Here is a 22,209-nt window from a genome sequence, read left to right as displayed (position 1 = left end):
GCTCACCGAAGAACGATTAACTCTAAAGATAAACAAATTAAGTTAACAGATAATTTGTTTTCGATGAGATGAATTGAATATAGAAACAGAGATTTATTACTAAAACAGAAAAATTAAAAACAATGAAAAAATTTGTTTTCCTTTTTATCGCATTACTTTTTGTTGGACTAGGAAGTCAGGCAATTAAGGTAGTTACACCTGAGGGTGACAGAGAAGTTGAAAAAGCAGAATTGGTTGGCATTGAAACAACAAGTTTATCGGGAGTTGTATTGGACAACGAAACTGGTGAAGCTTTGGTTGGTGTTGCAATTCGTTTCGAAGGTTCGAATGAAACTGTATATACTGACTTCGACGGTAATTTTAAAATTGAGAATGTGGTTCCTGGTAAGTACAATGTATTGTCGAGCTACATTTCGTATACAGATAATAAAATGAAAGAAGTAAACGTAAGCGGTAAAAACAATGTTGTTCGCTTGGTACTTAAAAAGGACTAATTAGGAGTAAATGATAAAGAAACTTGGAGTAATCTTAGGGATATTATTTTGCCTGATTACGAATCACACTTTTTCTCAAGCAATTGAGGAAATCGAAGGATTGTATTACAATACAAAAGGAGATTTATACACCGGAACATATACTGAGTTTTATGAGAGTGGTGTAAAAAGAATTGAAATGAATATTGAAGAAGGAAAGAGAAATGGAAAAATTACTCTTTACTTCGAAAATGAACAAGTTCAGGAAGTTAGATCCTACGTGAAAGGTTTAATGGATGGCACCTGGATCACCTGGAACGATAAATCAATAAAAATTGCTGAAGCAAACTATAAGAAGAATAAGAAACACGGCAAGTGGTACATATGGGACGACAATGGCGTAAAGCGCTACGAAATGGAATATCACGAAGGAGATAAAGTCGGAACATGGTACATATGGGATGCTGATGGCAAATTAATTAAAGAACGGAAGTTTTAGTAAATTCAGATAATAGAAGTTCTCTTGGAAGTCGCTTAATTTTATTAAGCGGCTTTCTTTTTTATATATTCTTATTGATTTCGCTTGATGCCCGCTTGAATTCTTAATAATTTTGAATAAGATTCGTTAATATTGCAGAAGCTTTAAGAATTGAGAAGATAAACCATGAAATCATTTTCTGAAATAGGAAAAATAATAGTCGAGCAAATCAAAGAATTTGTTCCCTATGTACTGTCTGAATTCAGAGGATTCTTAAAGAGAAACAAATACGGAGTGATGGGTACTCTTGCCTTTCACATGATTTTATTAATCCTGCTTTTTTCTTTTAAACTTCACACAAAGAGAGAGTTTCTCGAAGCCGAAATTTTTATTGATATCCCACCAGAAGTAGCTGAACAGATACTCGAAGAGAAAGAGGAAGAAATAAAAAAAGAGATAGAAGAAAAAAATTCTGAAATTAACGAAAGCGTAGACAAACTTCTGCGATCAATTGCCGTAAACCAAAACGTTAAAAAATCAAATTCCGATCCAAAACAAAAAGTGGAGGATATGATTGATGAAATCAAGAAGAATTTGGATGAGTATGGATCTGATGATAATTCGAGCGGCGATGATGGTATAAACGAGTATAAAAAAGACAGTTTAAGCCTTGCCGAAGAGAGGGAAAAACAAAGATTACTAGACTCGCTTCAAAGTATTGAATACAGCGGACCAAGTAGTGTTTATTATAGTCTTGAGGGACGTCATAAGATCTATTTACCAATTCCGGTTTTTAAGTGCGAAGGCGAAGGTAAGATCGTTGTTAGTATAGGGGTAAACCGAAGTGGGAGAGTTGTAGAAGCTAAAATATTGGAAGATCAGTGCAGTGTGATTGATGATTGCTTATTCGAAGCGGCCATTGATGCAACCAAGCGATCGAGATTTAATGTAAGCAATTCGAGTCCACAAACCCAAAAAGGAACAATTACTTATCAGTTTGTGAAGCAATAAATTACCTTCAAATACTCTTGTCTTCACAAAAATTCGGATTATGATTATTTAACGATATTGTATAAATTGGGCATTCGTTTTTATCCTAAAGAATTAAAAATATGGGCTTTTTTTTAGCATCAAAACTTCGCAAAGCATCAAACACTGTTGCGATCGAGAAAAAAAGAGATGAGCTGAGAAGTGATTTCGAAGAGTTCGAACAGTTTTCGAAATCGGATGAATTAAAGCAGTTTAACGAACTGGAATTGTTGGTTTTGTCTGATGATTTCAAGAGAAATAAAAAGATGATAGAAGGCAAATCCTTCAAGAAAAGTGAACTTTTCCAGGAGGAAAGAGCTTTTAAAAAGTACCAGCGTTCGCGCAAGTTTAAAACTTACTTTCGTTTAAAAGACTCTTCGGAATTATCAACTTATAATTTGGTTGCCGATTCGGAAGATTTAGCCCGTTTTAAAGAGTTGGAACTTCTTAAAAAATCCTCCAAACTGCATAAAAAAGAAAATGCAGAAGAGATTGCAGAATACAAAAGGTTGAAATCCTCTGCCCGTTTGAAAGAGTACTTCAAGTTTCAAAAATCAAGAGCCTTACGCATATACAAGGAGATGGATAATTCTGCTGAACTCGAAAAATATTATCAACTCGAAGAGAGGATAAGTTCAGAAGAATTTAAGGAAGAAAAAGCTTTTCTATTAGATAAGAAACGATTCGAAAAAACGGAAGATTTTAAAAAGCTTCAGGAATATGAGCAATTGAAATCATCCGAGAAATTTGTAAAATATTTCAAATTGAAAAATAAAAATCCGTTTGAGGAACTTAAAAAGTGGGAGCTTACCTTTTCTGAGGAATTCGATTCTGGAAGCTTAGACGGAAACAAGTGGATTACACGTTATTTCTGGGGCGATAAATTAATGGATAAGGGATACAGTCTGGAAACAGATCTACACACTTTTACCGACGGTGAGAATGTTAAAATTGCTGGATCTTCGGCAAGCTTAATCGCGAAAAAGGAGAGCAAGGAAGGTTTGGTTTGGAATCCATCTTTGGGCTTTGTTCCTAAAAAGTTTGATTACACTTCGGCCATTATCAATACAGGAAATTCTTTCCGTCAGAAATATGGCAGATTCGAAGCCAAAATAAAGGTGAGTAATCCGGCACAAGTGCAAAATGCATTCTGGATGGTGGCAGATAAGAGCTTGCCGCATATCGATGTTTTCAAAACTTTGAATGGAGGCAAAATTATGAATGCTAACTTCTGGGGAAGCGAAAATGCCCCACAGAAACAGGAGTTCAAAGTAAAAGGTATTGACCTGAGTAAAGGTTACTTTATCTATACTTTAGACTGGAGTGCAAACGAATTGATTTGGAAAATTAACGATGTTCCGGTAAAAACTCAAACAACAGGAGTTCCGCAGGATTCCATGTATTTAAATTTTAGTGTAGCAGTAAAGGAGGCAGCTAATCATTTAAATGCTGCAATGGAAATTGACTGGATACGTTGTTATCAACGAAAATAAGACAATAAAAAAAGTGCCTTTCGGCACTTTTTTTAGTTTAAGGATGTCCCTACATTGAACACACTAAAATAATTATCAATGGAATCGGCCAGTTGGTCTTTTAAATCGTCCAACTCTTGCTTTTCCATCTCATCTTCATCCCAATAGGTAAGAATGATGTTTAGATAATCCTTAATCTGTTCCGGAGAGGTTTCCAATCCCAAATCTTTACGGAGCAAAACATTAAACTCGGCAAACCATAACAAAGCAATCTTGTGCTCGTGTACTGTTCCTTCTACAAAAGAACTTAGAGATTTAAATTCTAAAAACTTCCGAATGGTTAATTCCGAAGCCAAATAGTACAGTCGCGTTCCAAGTTCCAGAAATTCCTTCTGGAGCCTCTTAAAGTTGCTCTTGCTCTTTTTTTCGCACAAAATCTTCATGAAGAAAGCATTGATTCGAAGAAATTCTTCTCTCTTCTCATCGGAAGCAACAAGTGAATTTGTGGTTGATTCTTTCACTTCTGTTTCCTTTTCTACTTCCTCCACACCTGAATTTGCAGCTGCATTTCTTTTCTCCTGAATTAGGAAAGAAATGATAAAAGCAAGGGCAGATAAGATTAAAATTTGCAGTATTACCGAGATGATTTCCATGTTTAAAGGTTTAGTGAATATGATTAATTTGGTTGATTGGAAATAACAAACTCATATTTAAAAAATTTACGAATTATTATGTTTTTGCCCAAAATCAGTTTGCTTGATTTTATTTACCCACGTATTTTGTGGATAAACAAACCATATTTAATGATGAAAATTTCATTTTAATTTTTAATAAATAATCTTCTAAAATTAGATAAATCAGTATGTTATCGATTATGGTTTAAGATTCTTCAAGATAATAAAAGCAAATGAGAAAAGAGTAAATTTTTTATCAACAATCACATATTGTTTAGTTAAAAACCACGGAAATCAAGTGAATTTAATGGGTATAAAAAAAGCCGACTCGGGGTCGGCTTAATCTTTATTATTGTTTATGAAACCTGGTTCACTATTTTTTAGAGAACAAATCGTAAATATGATGTTCAATTTGTGTTGACAATCGGAACATTACCGGAGCAATTACCAAAGTCAGGAATGTTGCCACCGTTAGTCCGAAGATTACGGTCCACGACATTGGTCCCCAGAATGCTGTACTATCGCTACCAAACGACAAATGAGGGTCGAACTCACTCAATAAAGAGAAGAAATCGAAGTTCATCCCTACGGCTAAAGGAAGAAGTCCCAATACCGTGGTAATGGCAGTTAGCAGTACAGGACGCAAACGTGTTTTACCTGCCTGCGCAATACAATCTATTTCTTCTGCTGAGCTTAGGTACTTTCGTCCCGTCATATCGGTATTCTTTATCTTTCTCTTTCTCAATAAATCGATATAATCGACCAATACAATACCGTTATTTACCACAATTCCTGCCAGCGAAATAATACCAATACCAGTCATCAGGATTACGAAAGGCATTTGGAAAATTCCCAAACCCAGGAACACTCCAATGGTACTAAATAGTACTGTAATCATGATAATAAGAGGCTTAATGGCAGAATTAAATTGAGATACAAGTATTAAAGTGATCAAAGCAAGAGCAATCATCAAGGCCTGTGCAAGGAAAGCTTGTGTTTCTTCCTGTTCTTCCTGCTCACCGGTAAGTTTGTAGGAATAACCTTTAGGCATTTCGAAATCGGCCAATAATTCTCTTACTCTGCTATTAATAATGTTTGCATTAAAACCTTCCTTCACATTCGAATAAATGGTTACCACACGAGTATTCTCGATACGGTTAATTCTTTCGTATGTCGATCCGTAAGCATAATCAGCAACAGCCGAAATTGGTACCTGAACCATTTCATTGCTGATTGGACTCATAACGCTAATTTTCTGATTCATTAATGCAGGAACATCATATCGGTAATCATCGTGTAAACGAAGCATGATATCGTATTCATCTTCACCATCTTTAAATTTGGATACTTCCAATCCATAAAGAGAGTTACGCAAAGCTCTTGCTACCTGGTTGGTTGATAAACCAAAACGACGAACCTTATCTCGATCGATATTGATTAACATTTCAGGTTTTCCCTGATCCAGGTCTAGTTTTAACTCTTCCACACCAGGAATTCGATCATCATCGAGTAATTGCTTAACGCGATTTGCCTGTATCAGCAAGTTTTCAAAATCGTCACCCGATACTTCAATATTAATAGGATATCCAACAGGAGGTCCCTGGTCGTCTTTTTCAACAAATATTTTGGCACCAACAAAGCCTTCAAAATTGCCTGTTAACTCCTTCATAATATCCGAAGTACTCACTCCTCCACGCTCTTTAAACTCAACAAAAGAAATGGTTGTTAATGATTTATGTGGAGCTCGGTCCGACTCGAACATTGCACCTTTACCCGATCCAACATTTGTTGATTTAGAACGGATAATATCCTCGTACGGCTTCATGGTTTTATTCACAATTACCTCAACTCTTTTGGTAAGTTCGTTGGTTTTGTGAATGTCTGTTCCCAAAGGCAACTCCATGGTTACGTAAATCGACTTAGGATCGTTATCCGGGAAGAAAACAAAAAGAGGATTCGTACTAAAGTAGAATGAAATGGAGGCGATCATTAAAATGAAGGTTCCAACAAAGAATAAGAAGGGTCTGATTCCTTTTAGGGCGAAACGCAATGTTTTTTCGTACCTGTTTTCAAGAATCACGAGTAATTTTGTTTGAAACCAACGGGCAAATGGTTTTAATGCAGCCAGGTTAAACAATACAATTACACCGATAATCATCAGTAGGTTGGCCATCAGGAAAGTTTCCATTACACCAAATATTTTCAGGATATAGAATGGCATGGAAGCCACAATAAAGGCCGATCCGATGATGATGAATTTCTTCTTGTTCATTTTTTTATTTACATCATCGAGCTTAACAAATGTTGCTGTAAATACCGGGTTAAGAATTAATGCTACAAATAATGATGACGCCAATACAATGATTAGTGTAATAGGCAGGTATTTCATAAACTCACCCATAATTCCACCCCATAACAACAATGGGAAGAAAGCCGCTAAGGTAGTTGCGGTAGATGAGATAATCGGACCGGCAATTTCACTAACACCTTTTTTGGTTGCTTCCAATTTCGATAATCCTTCCTCGTGTAATCGGTAAACATTCTCGACCACAACAATTGCGTTATCCACAAGCATACCCAGGGCCAAAATCAGCGAGAAAAGAATCATTTGATTCACGGTATAACCAATCTGGTTCAAAATGATGAAAGAGATCAGCATCGACATTGGAATAGCCAAACCAGAGAACAGGGCATTTCTTAATCCCATAAAAAGGTAAAGAACAATAATTACCAAAAGCATCCCCATAATAATGGAGTTTTCCAAATCGGCAACCTGTCCGCGAACGTCCTCCGAAGTATCATCGGTAACTGTTACGATCAATCCTCTTGGAAGCGCACCATTTTCTTTCTCTTCCCCAATAATTCTATAAATCGCATCGGTGGCGGCCAATAGGTTTTCACCCGATTTTTTGGTTAAGGAAAGTGATACTACCGGCTGATTATTCAATCTCGAAATGGATGAAAGTTCCTCGTAACCATCAACCACCTCTGCAACATCTTTTAAGTAAACTACTCTACCATTTGTTACCTTAACAATGGTGTTTTCGATTTGCTGCATGCTGTTATAGTCGGCGCTTGTACGAATACTTCTTCGAGTGTTATCGGTAATTAAAGTACCAGCACTCACGGTAACATTTTCGTCGCCAATGGCCAATTCAACATCGTGGAATGTAACACCGTTTGCCTCCATTTTGTGCAAATCAGCATTAATTTTAATCTCTCTTTCGTCTATCCCTTTAATGTCTGCTTCCGATACTTCAGGAAGGGCTTCGAATTTGTCTTGCAATTCTTCTGCAAACTCCTTCAGGTCATCCAAACCAAAATCACCCGAAAGGTTTACATTCAGTATCGGAAAATCTGCAAAGTCAACATCCTCGACAATTGGGTCGGTATCCAAATCATCGGGAAGTTCGCTCAAGGATTTGTCCACTTTATCTTTGGTGTCCTGCAGTGCTTGTTTTACCGGAATATCAGTATTAAACTCTACTACAATTAAACTCATGTCTTCGTAAGAAGCAGAGCTTAATTTTTTTACTCCCTTTAACGATTTTAATTCCTTTTCGATCGGTCTGGTTACCAGGTTTTCAATATCGATAGGAGAGTTACCCGGATAGGGTGTTGAAATCATGATATTTGGTACAACAACCTCTGGGAAATATTCTCTTGGCATGCTTTGGTACGAAAACCATCCAAACATAACCAGGATGAAAGTTAGAATAAAAATGGAGTTCTTATTCTTTAACGCACCAAATGTGGGTTTAAACTCCCGCTGAACATTTTCAGCCGAAGTATTATCTTTTATATTGTCCATTTTTTGCGAATTACTTAATGCTAATTAGTGTTCCGTTAACAACTTGCGAGTATCCTTCTGTAATGATCTGATCACCCAGTTGAACGCCCGACTCAACCAAAGACAAATTGTTGTAGGTTTTCGAAATGTTGATGTAAGTTTTCTTGGCAATCAGGTTTTTACCCTCTTTTTTTACAAGGTAAAGGTAGCTGCCTTCAAAATCTTTCTTCACAATTATTGATGGAACCACAATTGCATTGTCGATTTCGTAATCTTTGATTTTTAGAACAGAAATTAGGTTTGGCTTAATTTTATGACCCGGATTGTTCAGGTTGATTCGAACTTTAAAGCTTCTGTTACTTGGATCGATAATATTCGAAGTACGGTAAATTGGAGCCTTGGTAGCGAAGTCAATTGCAGGAAACTCCAGGTCTGCAACTTCACCTGCTTTAATATAGTTCAGGTACGATTCAGATACATCAGCTTCAACATATACCTGGTCGATATTCACCAATTGAGCAAATGGAATTGAAGGTCCGGCCAACTCACCCTTTTTCTGATGAATTTCATCGATGATTCCATTGAAAGGAGCTGTAATGATGGCAAGATCTTTCTGTGCCTCCAATGCCTCAAGCTTGGATTCCAATGCCTCTTTGTTTGCTTTTGCTTCAAGGTATTCAACTTCAGATCCAATTTTTTGTTTCCACAATCTCTCCTGTCTCTCGAATAGTATTGAAGAAAGTTCAAGATTGGTTTTTACCTCGTCGATACTTCTCTGAATTTGCGCAGTATTCAGCCTTCCCAATACTTCACCTTTTTTAACTCTTTGGCCTTCTACAACATCAATAGAAATGATATTCCCGTTTGCTTCGGGAGTAATGGTGATGTTCTTATCAGCTTCTACATTACCAGTTACCTGGATAAAGTGTTCGAATTTTGAGTTGGCAATTTCAGTAACTGCTACTTTAATCGACTCCTCGCTATTGCCTTCGTCTTTGATTTCTTTCTCAAGTCCAGAGATTTTTTTCTTCAAAATTGCAAGTTCCGACTTGTACTTCTTCAATTGATCTTCCTTGCTCAATCCCTTTTCTGCATCTTTGGCAGAGCATGAAAATAGTAGTGGAATTAATGCTGCAATTAATATTTTTTTCATCTGTTTATGATTTTTTGTAGGATGTTTTTAATTATAGTTTACCAAGTGCTTTATCGAAAGCAATTTTAGAACTCAACAAGCTTAGAGTTGAGTTGATATATCTTGAATGGGCATCAAGGTACTGCTTCTCATTATCCGATAAGTCGGTACTTGTAGAAATCCCCTCGTTAAATTTAATTATGGTTCTGTCGTAAATTCTTTTGGCAATTTGTACTCCTTCAAGATTGTTTTCGTAGGTTTCCTGTGCATTCAGCAAATTCGAAAATGAAAGACTCAATTCCTTTTTCAGATTTTGCTGAGTCATTGACATTTCATTTTCAATTTTCATGTATTCGATTCTTTGCTGTTTCACCCTGGATCTTTTCTTACCTGCCGAGAAAATTGGCATGTTCAGCTGCAATCCTATCACCGAAGATTTAAACCACGGCACTTCCGATTTGAAAACGTTTCTGAAATCGGTACTGGTGTTCTTGCCATATCTGTAAAAGGCAGAAATGGTTGGCAAATATTGAGCTTGCTCATTTTTAATCAGCAGATTCTGAGATTTTAATCGAGTTTCTAAAATGCGATAATCGATATGACTTGCTGCATCGTAACTTGAAATTTCCGGACTGCTTGAGCGAATTGGATCTACAAGATTGGTCAAACCGTTACTCAATTCTATTGCATGATCGATATCCATTCCCATGGTATACTTCAAAATGGTAAGTGAAGTGGTAATGGCTCTTTTTGCATCAGAAAGTTGAGTTTTACTGGTGTTCAGGTTCAATTGTATTTGATCTACATCCAACTCTTCGCGAAAACCGTTTTCCCAATACGCTTTGGTTTCTCTTAGAAGTTTTTCGTTGATTTCAAGGTTATCCTTTACCGTATTATAGTTGTCTTTGGCAACTAAAACTGCAAAATAAGCCTGCGCAACTGCATCTTTTATTTCAATTTCCGTTTTCTCTTTCTGATCTTTCGAAAGCTGAACGAAAACTCTTGCTGCCATGGTTCCAACAATGTACGAGCCATCAAAAATTTTCTGACTAACACTTAAAGTTGCCGAACTTGCATATTGCTGTCCAAATTTAATAGGAGTATAGGTTCCGGGTTCACCACCAAAAAATTCCGATGGCAATAGAGAAACTGCTACATCCAAATTGTTGTTGTAATCGGCAGAGAAATCAACTTGCGGAAGTCCATCGGCAATGGTTTCCCAAACTCTTTTTCTGGCTACCTGTAAGTCATAATCGGTCCCCTTTACCGTATATGAATTTTCCAAAGCATATTGCTGTGCTTCGGCTAAAGTGAAGTTAATTTTGTCTTCAGTTTGGGCTTGTGTGGGATAACTGAAAACAAGAAAAATCACTACAAATGATAGTAGGATGTTTTTCATTATTTCTGATCTATTAAAAATTATTTTTAAAATATTCGATTCCTTTTTCGGTACATACGCCGTGCAAATGGTAGGTACCGAGTTCTTTATGATACTCTATATTTTCAATGTCTTCTTTTTCGAGAATTACATTATCGGCCTCGACCATATTCAGATAAAAACGAGCCATGGTTTTACTGATAAACTCGATATTTACTTCGGGACGGAACAATCCTTCGTCAATTCCCTGTTGAAGGTTTTGAGACAGTTCGCTTTGAAACCTGGTTAGCTTTTCAAGGTGAAACTTGTGCCACAGTTTCGGATAATATTTTCTCAAATCGTAACGCATCGATTCGCACGAATTAGAAATCTGGCTTACCACAAAGCGGTAAAATTCGATGTACTGATCAATGGCATTCAGTTGGCTCATATTCTCCGACATGAATGAGAACTTTGGATGGTTGATTTGCCATTCAATGGCCTGTTCTACCAAATCGGTTTTGTTGCTAAAGTGTTGATAAATGGTTTTTTTCGAAATGCCTAGTTTGGCAGCAATATCGTCCATGGTTACACTCCTGATTCCGAATTGAAAAAACAACTCCCAACACACCTCAATAATATCTTCCTTCTGATTTTTCATCTTGCAAATATAATCACATAACACTATGGAAACTATAAATGTTCCTAAAGTTTCCAGTTTTTAAAGTTAAATTTTGTTAACATACAGTGTTTCAGTAATCGAGATTTATTTATGCATTATAAAAATAGAATTTGAAATGTGCCTTATTACCATTAATTAGGTAACCTTTTCATTTTTATCGGTAAATGGTATGAATAAAACGGTTTTAACATTTGACAAGTTTTTATGGCGTATCAATAATAAAATGCAGAATTTTACGCTTAGTATGTAAAGCCATAAACAATGAGAAAATTAATTTGTTTGTTAGCCCTAAGTTTTTGTGTTGGAAAATTCTGCTTTGGCCAAGTTCCATTGGTTGGAGGAGAAAGGGTGGATTATTATAGCAGCTGGACCGAAAGAGGAGCTAAAGTTGTTCCGATGGGCGAGATTCATTTAAGTGCGCTGGCCAAAAGCAGGTATGGAAATTATCCCAAAACAGAATTAAATTCGGAGCTCCTGCTATTTCCTTTGGCACCCAATATTGGATTCAAGCATCAATGGTTTGGGAAAAATACCATTCTGTCAAGTCAGCATACCTTTTATTATCCTACTTTAGGTTTAAAGTGGGCGCGAAGTTCAGGTTTTCAGGATCAGCTTCCCGAGTCGGCCGATGTTCCCCATATATTCACATTTAGAAATGAACTGATATTGAGCCGAATACTTAATCCACAACCGGAAGATTGCTTTATTCGCATCCCCGATTTAATTCTTAGCGCACGAGTGGGTTTCGACTTTTCGTTAAAGTCTGGCGACGATAATTTTCCCAAGTTGGATTACTATTGGCTTTATCAGCGATCGGCCTCTTTTTACAACGATCAGAAGGTGTATTTTGCAGGATTGGAATTGGCCGGAAATGCATACCGCAATTTCAACTTTTCCATAACGGCCGATTATTACAATATCAATTTCGATGGAGAATATGCACTCGAAAGCCAGGGTAAAATACATTGGCACAAAAACAGTCGTTTCTCTCTATCGGGAGGTTATAAAGCTTACTATTTGAATAATGATACACAAACTCAACTTTTCATGATGCCAGTAGTCGATTTGGTTTTTAAACTCAATCACAGGACCAAACTACAAAGGGGATTGTTTAAAAAATAAAAGCCGATCAGTTGATCGGCTTCCTTACTATTATTCGTGATACAAATTAGTATACAAGTATCGTTTAATATTTCGTTTTGGCGTTTTCTTAAATTCTTCGGGGAAGAGAATAATTCTCGAAATCTGCATATAAGCAGGCATCGATTTGTTAATGATCTGCTTGTCTTTATCCAGTGCCTGCTGAATTTCATCCTTATTTAATCCTTCGGCATCACAGGCTTCGTAATCAGGATAGATCAAAGCAATTAGTTTGTGATCTTTATCATCGGTTACGATCGATTCCTGTACAAATGGCATATTATTTAACGCAGCCTCAATTTCTTCCGGATAAATATTTTGTCCCGACGGCCCTAAAAGCATGTTCTTACTTCTTCCTCGTATATAAATTACATCATCGGCATCAACTACACCCAGGTCGCCCGTTTTAAGCCAACCATCCTCTGTCATTGCTTCGGCAGTAGCTTCAGGGTTTTTGTAATAACCATTCATCACATTATCACCTTTTACCTGTATTTCTCCAACAATATTATACGGATCTTTCGAATCGATTCTTACCTGCATACGATCAACCACCTTACCACAGGAATGAGATCGAAATTTTGTTGTAGGGCTGTAGCTAATTAGCGGACCACATTCGGTCATTCCGTAACCAACAGTAAATGGGAAATCTATCTTTTTCAGGAAATCTTCAACTTCTTTGTTCAAAGCAGCACCACCAATAATCACTTCAATAAAATTGCCACCAAAAGTCTCAATTAATGAGGTTCTGATTTTCTTGTAAATTTTCTTCTCCAGCAGAGGAATCTTAAGCATCAGTTTTACCCTACGGCTTTCCAAAACCGGTAATATTCTTTTCTTATAGATTTTCTCCATAATTAAAGGAACCAGGCAAATGAGTCTTGGTTTTACATCCTGGAAAGCCTTGGTAATAATCTGTGGAGTTGGAACCCTCGATAGGAAAGTAACGTGACAACCAATACAGAATTCGGTTAGAAATTCGAATAAACAGCCAAAAACATGAGCCAATGGCAGGAATGAAACTACCTTATCCTGAGGTTTAAAATCGATATAATCGAAACCGATTTGTACATTCGAATGCAAACATCTGTAGGTAAGCATTACCCCTTTCGAAAAGCCAGAAGTGCCTGATGTATATGATAAAACGGCAATGTCATTTTCTTTTGGATCTGCAAAGTTCAAGTTGTCAATGTCAACCGGATTGTTCTCAGCCTTTTCAGTCGCAAGCTTGTGCGCTTTCTCCAGTTTATCGCAAGAGGAGCAAAGAATTTCAAACTCTCCCAAAGAAAGAATTCCTTTCAGTTGCTTCATTTTACTATCGTCAATCTTGTTAAAGATATTTTCGGTGGCAAATAGCAGTTTCGAATCGGAATGAGTAACGATATGGTGAATATCGCTCGAATTAAAATCGGGAAGAATGGGAACAATAATCGCTCCATAGCTAATGGTACCCAGGTATGTTATGGCCCAGTTGTTCAGGTTTCGGCCAATTACTGCAACCTTATCTCCTTTCTTAATTCCCAACTCTTTAAAAAGGATGTGCATCCAATGAATACGTTGGGCTACATCTGCATATGTTACGGTGTCTTTTTGGTAGTTTGTGAAAGCCGGAAATTCCCGGTTTTTTTGAATAGCTTCTTGTAAGCAGTTGACTAACTTGTTTTGAATCATTGATTTACTTTGATTGATGCAATCGCTAAAGTTAATAATCTTGTTAAAAAATCATAAACTAAGCAAGGTCATTTTTAGTCCGTTTGTGTCTAAGTTTCAATAAATCAATCGTTTTCGCAAAATGAAATAATCTTGAAAAAAATATTTATTTAGGAGAAGAAAGCTTTCGTACTAATTATTTATGTGTGAAAATGAACTGCTTTTAATAACAGATCATGTTTTCTTTTGATTCATTCATGGCTAAAGCACAAAAAAGCTGTTACATAATTATATAACAGCTTTTTAAAATTTATTGCAATAAGTTTTCAAGTCTTTTCTTTAGTACTTTCCAATAACTGCTACCCTTATTCTTGTTCAGTTTTTTTCTTTGTTTAATAAGAGCATCACGATAGTTTTCAATACTACCATATCTTTTTACAACTCTTTTTTGTCCTTCTGTCGATAAAGGTTTTACAATCCCAAACTCTTTGTCAATTTGTTTGAAACTTAGTTTTTCAGTCACTTCAACTTTTTGTTCTTTCGAATTGCAGGAAGCGAAAGATGCAAACATGCTTAGTAGCAAAAAACCTGCAAAAATATTCTTCTTCATAAGCTTAAATAAATTAATTTCGATACTTTCTATTATGGTGAAATAGCAGAGTGTTTGATAAATTTATTGATTCTTCGTTAGAATTGTAAGATGCTCAAAAGCTTGTAAAGAGAAGATTGGTGTCATATTGCTATCTAACACCTTTATTGCACAGATACCGATTTATTTACAATCTTATTTATAATTGATTTTTATTATATTAAATCGAAATGTAAGGCTTGAGAATCATATGAAATGGGATTTCAATTAGAACCTAAAGTGTAGTGTACAGTGAAAGTTTACTCTCTTTTCCTTTTAGCTGTATTTCACCAACATTTTGGGTTTGGTACAAATTGGCAGGAAGGTTTAACTTGTTTAGCAAAAATTTCGAGAATAGAATATCTACACCCAGGTCATTGCATTTGTTTTGAATTCGCGAGGTTGTGTTTAAAACATCGCCCGAAAAAACAATATCTCTTTTGATAACTCCTATTTCGCCTGCCATTACATTTCCATAATGCAGACCAGCCTTAAATTCTGGCATGATATGATATGTTTCCATGTAATATTTGCTGTTGGCCCGAAGGTTCTGCCTGATGTCGAAGAAACAATTGATACAATTTGCGTTTTCAACACCTTTATCTGTTGGCCAACTAATAACAATTTCGTCACCTACATACTGATATACCTCACCTTTCGCCAATAAAATACTGCTTGTAGAGTCGCGATACAAATCTTTTAAAAAGTTAAAGTAGGTCTTTTCGCCTAGTTTTTCTGCTATTTCAGTTGAGGATCTTAAATCGAGGAACATGAATATTCGTTCTTCTCTTTTAGGGTGAAAATACTTACCAAGCAGGAATGCGCGAAAAACCCCTGGTCCGTATTTGTCATTCACCAGAAAGTAGATTAAGGTGCCAATAACTACCATAAGCCAGAACAAATAATTTTGCAATTGCATTAATTTAAAAAAGTCGGAGAATATGCTTTCCCAAACTTTGGCAGAGAATGCCGGTAAATTGAACTGATTGCTATAAGTATATACCCCAACCGATAGGTGCACAGTATAATAGATAACACTATACGAAACAATAATGCTTAAAATAGTCCAACCATAAGGCTCTGTTCTGAGCCATTTTTCCCAAATAAAAACAGTTAATGAGCCACCCAATAAACCAGCTAAAACACCTGTAAGTACACTCCCTTTAAAAGCAATCATCGGGTCAATATTCGTTACATCCAGGTTTAGTGAAGTAATGGCAGCATAAATGGTAAGAAACTGAAAAATGGCAATAAAAGTCCAGGCGATAGTAATCCCAAATACTTTTAACAATTGTGCTTTTAGTTTCGAATATTTTTTAAGGTGCGACAGGTTCATAATTAAATGATTAAAAACTGTTCTGTTTCCAGAATCTAAGTTAGTTAATAATACTCACTCTTGACCTGCAATAACGACACAACAAAATATTTTTTCTTGATTTTCTGGGATAATACTCAAACAACAATCTTTTGTTTGCAAGCTTCTATTCACATTGAATATGCCAATTACAAGAAAGCATTTTATTAACAGTAGAGTTTTTTAAACTGCGTAAAATGTCATGTTATTTGTGACTAAAATCTGCATTAAAAATCCTTTTACTATTGCTTATTAGATGTGTTGTTTATGCTTATTATAGTTCAGGTTTTAGACTGATATACATGTATTTTATAAAATGTAATATTCTTATTTATAATCAGTTCAAAATATTAAACTTAAGCTGTAAAGTTTGACTTTAATATTGATTCATGTTAAATTAACATCGTTTTACACCTAGCAATAATCTGACACTAATAAACTATGAAAAAATTTTACTTAATTGCCTTATTAATCTGTATTTGTAGCAATTTATATGCTCAAACTACATTTGAGAAAGTTCTTTATCATCCTAATGAAGAATGGGAACAAGCAAATGACATTTGTATTACATCATCGGGTGAAATATTGGTTCTCACTTCTATTGAAAGCGGTACGTCATTATACAAACTGAATGAAAAAGGAGATACTCTTTGGCGCAAAGTTTTGCAACACCCTGAAGGAAAAATATTAGGAAAAAGAATTTGTACGGGTGCAGATAACGGATACATTATTGGAGGAGATTTAAAGTATGGTGACTATTACCATATTTACCTTCAAAAAATTGATGATAATGGGAATCAGTTGTGGGAAAAAAGAATTGGTGATAGCAACAGCTACAATTATTGCAACGATCTGATTTCTATTTCAGGAGAAGGTTATGCCATCGCTGGTCAAATGTCTACTCCACTTACTCGTCCTGCCCTTTTAAAAGTAGACCTTAATGGTGATTTGATTTGGGCAAACAATTCAATCACCTTAGATGGAATTTCCGACCCGAACAGTTTTACTCCGAGGGCAGTTGTTAAAACTCCAGAGGGATATGTTATTGGTGGAGAGTATTACAAGGATGCGGCTGCGAATACAGCGATAGCAAAATTGGATGATTCTGGAAATCTACTTCAGAATACTCAGACCCTTAGTATTGAAAATGAGTTTTTAAGGAGTTTACATTATTGTAGTGATGGTTCTTACGCATTTGCAGGACGATTTGAATATGATGACAATGGATCACTAAGATCAAACTTGTGGTTCGGCAAATACGATTCCAATTTAAATATCCTGTGGAACAAGAATACTTACACTCCTAACAATCTGGCCGGGGAAGATATTGTGGAAGATGCAGAAGCTAATTTATTAATTGCCGGAAACATTGATAAAGCGGAATATAGCACAGATCCATACTTAATTAAAGTAAACTCTGAGGGAACTATGCTTTGGGAAAAGTTTTTTGGTTCAAATCTGGGAGGTCAATTGCAGCGTATTAAATTAAATGGAGATTTTATATACGGATCAGGTTACCATTGGGGAAATGCAGCCTGGGGAATTGATGGTAATAATAACAGAGCCTATGTTCTCAAAACAGATGCGAATGGTGATGTAAATCATTTACGAATTATAAATGCAAGTAATAACATCTGCGAAGGTGAAGAAAGAGAAATTAAGGTGTATGATTTTATGCAGTCATACGAATGGGATACCAAATTAGATGTTGATAAATCAAGATACGGAATCATAGTAGATAAGAAAGGAAAATATTCTGTTTCAGCTGTCGATAAAAATGGAAACAAGCGCTTTTCTGATACCTTAACAATCTATACAGGTGCAATTCCTGAAATTGTTTTTACAGAAGAATCAAAATTTTGCGGAGATGGGGATAAAATTTTAAGCACCGAAAAAGAATATGACTCTTATGAGTGGTTCTTTAATGATTTGGGGGAAACCCTTACCAGTATAGGTAATGAAAAAAATCAATTGGTCGATAAATCGGGTAAATACAGGGTTCAGGTAAAAGATGAAAATGGTTGTCTTAACCAGCTTAATATTGATGATGACAATTACACAATTGCATATGAATCGGCAGAACTGAAAGCATTTGTTGCCGATAGCACCAATATTTCCAGGTCTGATTTAAGCGATGGTTCTGCTACTATTGGTGTTAAAGGAGGAAATCCACCCTATTCTTATTTGTGGGAAGAGTCAGGTTCTATATCAAACACCGCCAATAATTTGAAAGCTGATCATTTTTACCATGTAACGGTTTTTGATGATAAAGGCTGTCAAACAAGAGTCTCTTTTGTGTTGAAGGTAATACCAGTGGTTGAGAATAGCCTTTGTAACTTTTCAAAAGTGGGAGATGGTTTGCAGTTAAACGATACTTATATTAATGCCATAGAAAGAGATTCTGAAGGAAAGTTGTGGTTTGCAAACAGGTTGGAAATTGGCAAGTATGATGGTTCAGATTGGGACATTATTGAAACGACTAATGAATTTGAATGTGTGCACGTCGATAAAAATAAAAATATATGGGCTGGTACCGACTTTAATGGCCTTGGATTACACAAGTATGATGGAAACAGTTGGACTACTTTTAATAAAGAAGATGGATTAGCAGGTATGGATGTGAGAGATATTGAGGAAGATCAATATGGGAATTTGTGGTTTGCAACAAGCGAAGGACTCTCTCGATATAATGGAACAGAATTCGTCAATTTTGCTTATTCCGATGGTTTACTTGATGCAAACATCTATTCCTTAAAAATTGATAATAAAGATCAGTTATGGATAGGTTCCAATGATGGTGTCACCAGATTTAAAATACTCAATGATAACAAAATAGATTCTTGCGCTACTTTTATTGTGAGTTCGGAAGGGAAAAGTATAGGAGGAATTAAAAACCTGGAAGAAGACAAAGATGGAAACATTTGGGCAAGTAGCGACTGGGTAGAAGAAGGGGAATCTGGATTACTTAAATTTCAGGCAGGTGAATTTATTCGAATCAATCCAAACCTAAATAATACACTTACATGGATTTATGATATTTATGCAGATGCCAATGGAGGAGTGTGGATTGCTACGGATAATGGTGTAGGATACCTAAGCAATGATGCTTGGTACCAATATTCAAGTGAAAACGGATTGTTATCTGATAAAGTATCAGCCATAGGAGAAGATCTGTTTGGAAACATTTGGCTTGGTTTTAACCCTGGAGAAGGATTAAGTAAGTTTAAAGATGGAAATTGGGTAACCTATAATACCCAAAGTGAACTGCTGAACAGTGGAGTAAATAACTCTACTTTAGATAAGGACAAAAACCTATGGGTAAGTGTAGATTATGGGTCAAATAATTTACAAAAGTTTGACGGAACCGGATGGTTTAAGTTTTCGGAAGAAGATGGCTTTACTGGTTTTATCTACGAGCTTGCAAGTGATTCAAAAGGTAATGTTTGGATTGCTACGGATATCGGATTGTACAAATATACCGATAATCAGTTTGAGAAACTAAGCACCGAAGATGGCTTGAAAGCCAATAAGGTGATGGGTGTAACTGTTGATAAAAATGACGATGTTTGGTTGCGTTTCGATGGTCAGTATGGAATCAGTAAATATTCAAACAATCAGTTCGTTTCATACACACAAAATGAAGGTTTATTAGACAATACAGTAAATGATATTCAAGCCGATTCGCTTGGAAATATGTGGGTTTTTTATAGCGGTAGAAAGTTTAATAAATACGATGGTAATGCATTTAGCGAGGTTGAAGTACCACTAACACCGGCAGGGAATACAATGCTTACGGAAAGAGCTTTTGTTGATTCTCAAAATCGGGTTTGGGTGGCTTTTGAACAACATGTGGCAGTTTTTGAAAATGATAGCTGGACATTTTACGATGGTGATGATCATGGAGTGAGTAGTGAATATTATCCTTCTATATTTGGAGAAGATGCAGCAAAAAATGTGATTCTTGCTTATTATAAAGATCTTGATCAAGGAGAAACAGAAGCAAAACTGGTACAATATTCTGGCGAGTCATGGGTTGATATTGAGCCTAACAATGCTTTACCAGGATCAACAGTTTACTGCATTCAGGATGATTTTAAAGGCAACCTGTGGTATGGAACTGCATCAGGACTCCTAAAATATACCAAGTGTACCAACGAAGAGGTATTAATTTCTGTAAACAATGGTTCATGTTCAGGCGATGGTAATCGTTCTCTAATTATCACTCCAACAGGAGGAAATCATCCATATCAGTATTCTATTGACAATGGAAAAACATTCCAGACCGATAGTATTTTTGCAGATCTTCAGGCCGATACTTACCACTTGTTGGTGAAAAACAAGAATGGTGAATTGGTAACAGACAGACAGTTAACAATTACAGAGCCGCTTCCTTTGATTGTAAATGTTGAAGGTTTTAATGTTACATGTACAGGCAGAACTGATGGTGCTGCCATTTGTAAGCCAACAGGTGGTTTATCTCCATACACCTACCTTTGGGACGATTCAAATGCCAGTACAACAAGCAGGATAGAAAACCTGGAAGAAGGAGTAGAATATACGGTTACTGTTACCGATGCCAATGGCTGTTCAGAAATAGCAACAATTAGTGTTGGGCATGATCCGCTCTTAAAATTTACCGACAAGAAAGATGTCTCCTGCTATGGCCTTACCGATGGTATGGCAGTAATTACCCCAATTGGAGGAAAAGCTCCTTTTACATACCAATGGGATGATGTAAACAACACAAGTGATTCAATTGTGAATTCCTTAGGAGGTGGAAAATTTCATTTTGTGACAGTTACCGATGCGAATAATTGTGTATCGATTGACAGTATTAAGCTCAATCAGCCAGAACCAATCTTGGTTGAAGTGAAAAGTTTTAACAGCTGTGGTGAAGAAAACTCAGGAGGTATTGAAGCAATTGTTTCAGGAGGAACACTTCCATACGAATACCTATGGAATGATACCAACAATTCAACCACTAAGGATTTATACGATCTTAGCGCCGGAAGTTATACTCTTACCGTTAAAGACCATAATTCATGTGAGACTACAGAAACAGCTAATATTGAGCAGTTAGAGAAAGTTGAGGATGTAAATATCATTTCCAATAAAGGCGAATATTTCTGTCCGAATACAACAGAGCTAAGTGCCAATGGAGATTTTTCTTCCTACAAATGGTCAACAGGCTCGACCGATAAATTAATTGCACCACCTGGCGAAGGAAAATACTGGTTAAGAGTATACAATGATGAAGGTTGTTCTGATATTGACACCATTTCGATTGCAGTATTAAATACCTATCAGGAACAGAATCTGTGCATTGTTTCTGTGAATTCCGACAATAAAAATGAGATAGTTTGGGCAAGACGGGATGGATATGGAATCGATTCATACAATATCTATAAGGAATCAAATACTTCCTCACAATATGAACTGGTGTCAAATATGCCTTTCGATCAGGAGAGCCTTTATATAGATGAGGACTCGGATCCAGCTGCCCGTTCACATACCTATGCAATTTCTATTGTTGATGTTTGTGGAGTTGAATCTGAAATGAGTGAAGAACATCGTACCATGCTACTTCAGGCCAGTTATGGTGTTAATGGAGCAATTAATCTGGCTTGGAATAAATATCTGGGGCTCGACTTTGATACCTACCATATTTACAGGGGAACATCACTTGACGACCTTCAATTGTTAACTTCGATTTCTAATTCAGAATCAAAATACATTGACAATTCAGCTCCGGGCGAAGAAGAATTTCTATACTATGTTCTTCAGATAGAAGCACCAGATGTTTGTGATCCTGCTACTATAAAATCAAGTATCTATTCTTATGCAGTATCAAGCTCTAATGTAGTAGATGCAGGAAATAAAACTACAGGTATCGTAGAAAGAAAAGGGAAAGTAGAGAAATTAACAGTTTATCCTAACCCGATGACCGACAGGTGTTACGCTCAATTTGAGAACCAGGCTTTCAAGGAATATACTCTTCGGATACTTGATGCAAGAGGTAGCGTAGTTTACCAAAGAAAAGGAATAAAGTCGGACCAGGTTGAGATACCAAGAGGCAACTTAAGCTCCGGTACATATATTATAGAACTAAGAGGAGATAAAATTTACAGGGGTAGATTAATTGTACGATAAATTACCAGAATAAAAGATCGGGCCTTTAGGTTCGGTCTTTTTTTCAATTAATTAGCATCGATTAAACAGTATTGCAAGCAATTTTTATATTTTTGTAGTTCGATTTTGCAAAAAGTGATTTTTTAATGCAATATCTTTCAGAAATAGAATGATTTAACTAAGTCATTCTCAATTAATTTTGAGAATGACTTGCAGCTTGA

Annotated in this window: 14 protein-coding genes; 6 read left to right on the top strand and 8 right to left on the bottom strand. The window is 36.1% G+C overall.

Annotation, left to right across the window (positions count from 1 at the left end; translation table 11 throughout):
- The first annotated feature begins 122 nt into the window (after positions 1-122).
- The 4 genes from ELS83_RS17375 (at position 123) to ELS83_RS17360 (ending at position 3,473) form a co-directional block, all read left to right on the top strand.
- Positions 123-494 carry a carboxypeptidase-like regulatory domain-containing protein gene (locus ELS83_RS17375; RefSeq protein WP_171596816.1) on the top strand — a complete coding sequence of 124 codons (372 nt, stop codon included), beginning with the start codon at positions 123-125 and terminating at the stop codon, positions 492-494.
- Positions 495-504: 10 nt separating this feature from the next.
- Complete coding sequence (locus ELS83_RS17370) at positions 505-972, top strand: toxin-antitoxin system YwqK family antitoxin (RefSeq protein WP_249414482.1); 468 nt, start codon at positions 505-507, stop codon at positions 970-972.
- A 165-nt stretch (positions 973-1,137) separates the two neighbouring features.
- Positions 1,138-1,962, top strand: a complete 825-nt coding sequence (locus ELS83_RS17365; RefSeq protein WP_171596815.1) for an energy transducer TonB — start codon at positions 1,138-1,140, stop codon at positions 1,960-1,962.
- Positions 1,963-2,063: 101 nt separating this feature from the next.
- Complete coding sequence (locus ELS83_RS17360; protein ID WP_171596814.1) at positions 2,064-3,473, top strand: glycoside hydrolase family 16 protein; 1,410 nt, start codon at positions 2,064-2,066, stop codon at positions 3,471-3,473.
- Between the two features lie 32 nt (positions 3,474-3,505).
- Here the strand turns inward: ELS83_RS17360 and ELS83_RS17355 are convergent, their stop codons facing one another.
- The 5 genes from ELS83_RS17355 to ELS83_RS17335 all read right to left on the bottom strand — a co-directional run bounded on the left by ELS83_RS17355 (position 3,506) and on the right by ELS83_RS17335 (position 11,066).
- On the bottom strand, positions 3,506-4,105 hold the full coding sequence (locus ELS83_RS17355; protein ID WP_171596813.1) for a hypothetical protein: 600 nt from the start codon (positions 4,103-4,105) through the stop codon (positions 3,506-3,508).
- A gap of 394 nt (positions 4,106-4,499) precedes the next feature.
- The gene (locus ELS83_RS17350) at positions 4,500-7,937 is read right to left on the bottom strand and encodes an efflux RND transporter permease subunit (RefSeq protein ID WP_171596812.1); all 3,438 of its coding nucleotides are present in this window, start codon (positions 7,935-7,937) and stop codon (positions 4,500-4,502) included.
- 10 nt (positions 7,938-7,947) lie between these two features.
- On the bottom strand, positions 7,948-9,069 hold the full coding sequence (locus ELS83_RS17345; RefSeq protein WP_171596811.1) for an efflux RND transporter periplasmic adaptor subunit: 1,122 nt from the start codon (positions 9,067-9,069) through the stop codon (positions 7,948-7,950).
- Positions 9,070-9,100: 31 nt separating this feature from the next.
- Positions 9,101-10,447 carry a TolC family protein gene (locus ELS83_RS17340; protein ID WP_171596810.1) on the bottom strand — a complete coding sequence of 449 codons (1,347 nt, stop codon included), beginning with the start codon at positions 10,445-10,447 and terminating at the stop codon, positions 9,101-9,103.
- 13 nt (positions 10,448-10,460) lie between these two features.
- Positions 10,461-11,066: a TetR/AcrR family transcriptional regulator gene (locus ELS83_RS17335; protein ID WP_171596809.1), complete on the bottom strand. Its 606-nt coding sequence runs from the start codon at positions 11,064-11,066 to the stop codon at positions 10,461-10,463.
- Positions 11,067-11,348: 282 nt separating this feature from the next.
- Here ELS83_RS17335 and ELS83_RS17330 point away from each other — a divergent pair, with 282 nt between their 5' ends.
- Positions 11,349-12,209 carry a hypothetical protein gene (locus ELS83_RS17330; protein ID WP_171596808.1) on the top strand — a complete coding sequence of 287 codons (861 nt, stop codon included), beginning with the start codon at positions 11,349-11,351 and terminating at the stop codon, positions 12,207-12,209.
- Positions 12,210-12,239: 30 nt separating this feature from the next.
- Here ELS83_RS17330 and ELS83_RS17325 read toward each other — a convergent pair whose 3' ends face one another.
- The 3 genes from ELS83_RS17325 to ELS83_RS17315 all read right to left on the bottom strand — a co-directional run bounded on the left by ELS83_RS17325 (position 12,240) and on the right by ELS83_RS17315 (position 15,841).
- Complete coding sequence (locus tag ELS83_RS17325) at positions 12,240-13,898, bottom strand: AMP-binding protein (protein WP_171596807.1); 1,659 nt, start codon at positions 13,896-13,898, stop codon at positions 12,240-12,242.
- A 289-nt stretch (positions 13,899-14,187) separates the two neighbouring features.
- The gene (locus ELS83_RS17320) at positions 14,188-14,487 is read right to left on the bottom strand and encodes a hypothetical protein (RefSeq protein ID WP_171596806.1); all 300 of its coding nucleotides are present in this window, start codon (positions 14,485-14,487) and stop codon (positions 14,188-14,190) included.
- A 253-nt stretch (positions 14,488-14,740) separates the two neighbouring features.
- Entirely contained in the window at positions 14,741-15,841 is a 1,101-nt protein-coding gene (locus ELS83_RS17315; protein ID WP_171596805.1) for an adenylate/guanylate cyclase domain-containing protein, read from the bottom strand.
- Positions 15,842-16,300: 459 nt separating this feature from the next.
- On the opposite strand from ELS83_RS17315, the gene ELS83_RS17310 reads away from it, so the two are divergent.
- Positions 16,301-22,009, top strand: a complete 5,709-nt coding sequence (locus ELS83_RS17310) for a two-component regulator propeller domain-containing protein (protein ID WP_171596804.1) — start codon at positions 16,301-16,303, stop codon at positions 22,007-22,009.
- Positions 22,010-22,209: the final 200 nt, after the last annotated feature.

Origin of the sequence: Marinifilum caeruleilacunae, assembly GCF_013141825.1 — a bacterium.
GTDB lineage: Bacteria > Bacteroidota > Bacteroidia > Bacteroidales > Marinifilaceae > Marinifilum > Marinifilum caeruleilacunae.
Note: the sequence above shows the minus strand (reverse complement) of the source record. Positions and strands in the feature narration are given on the sequence as shown.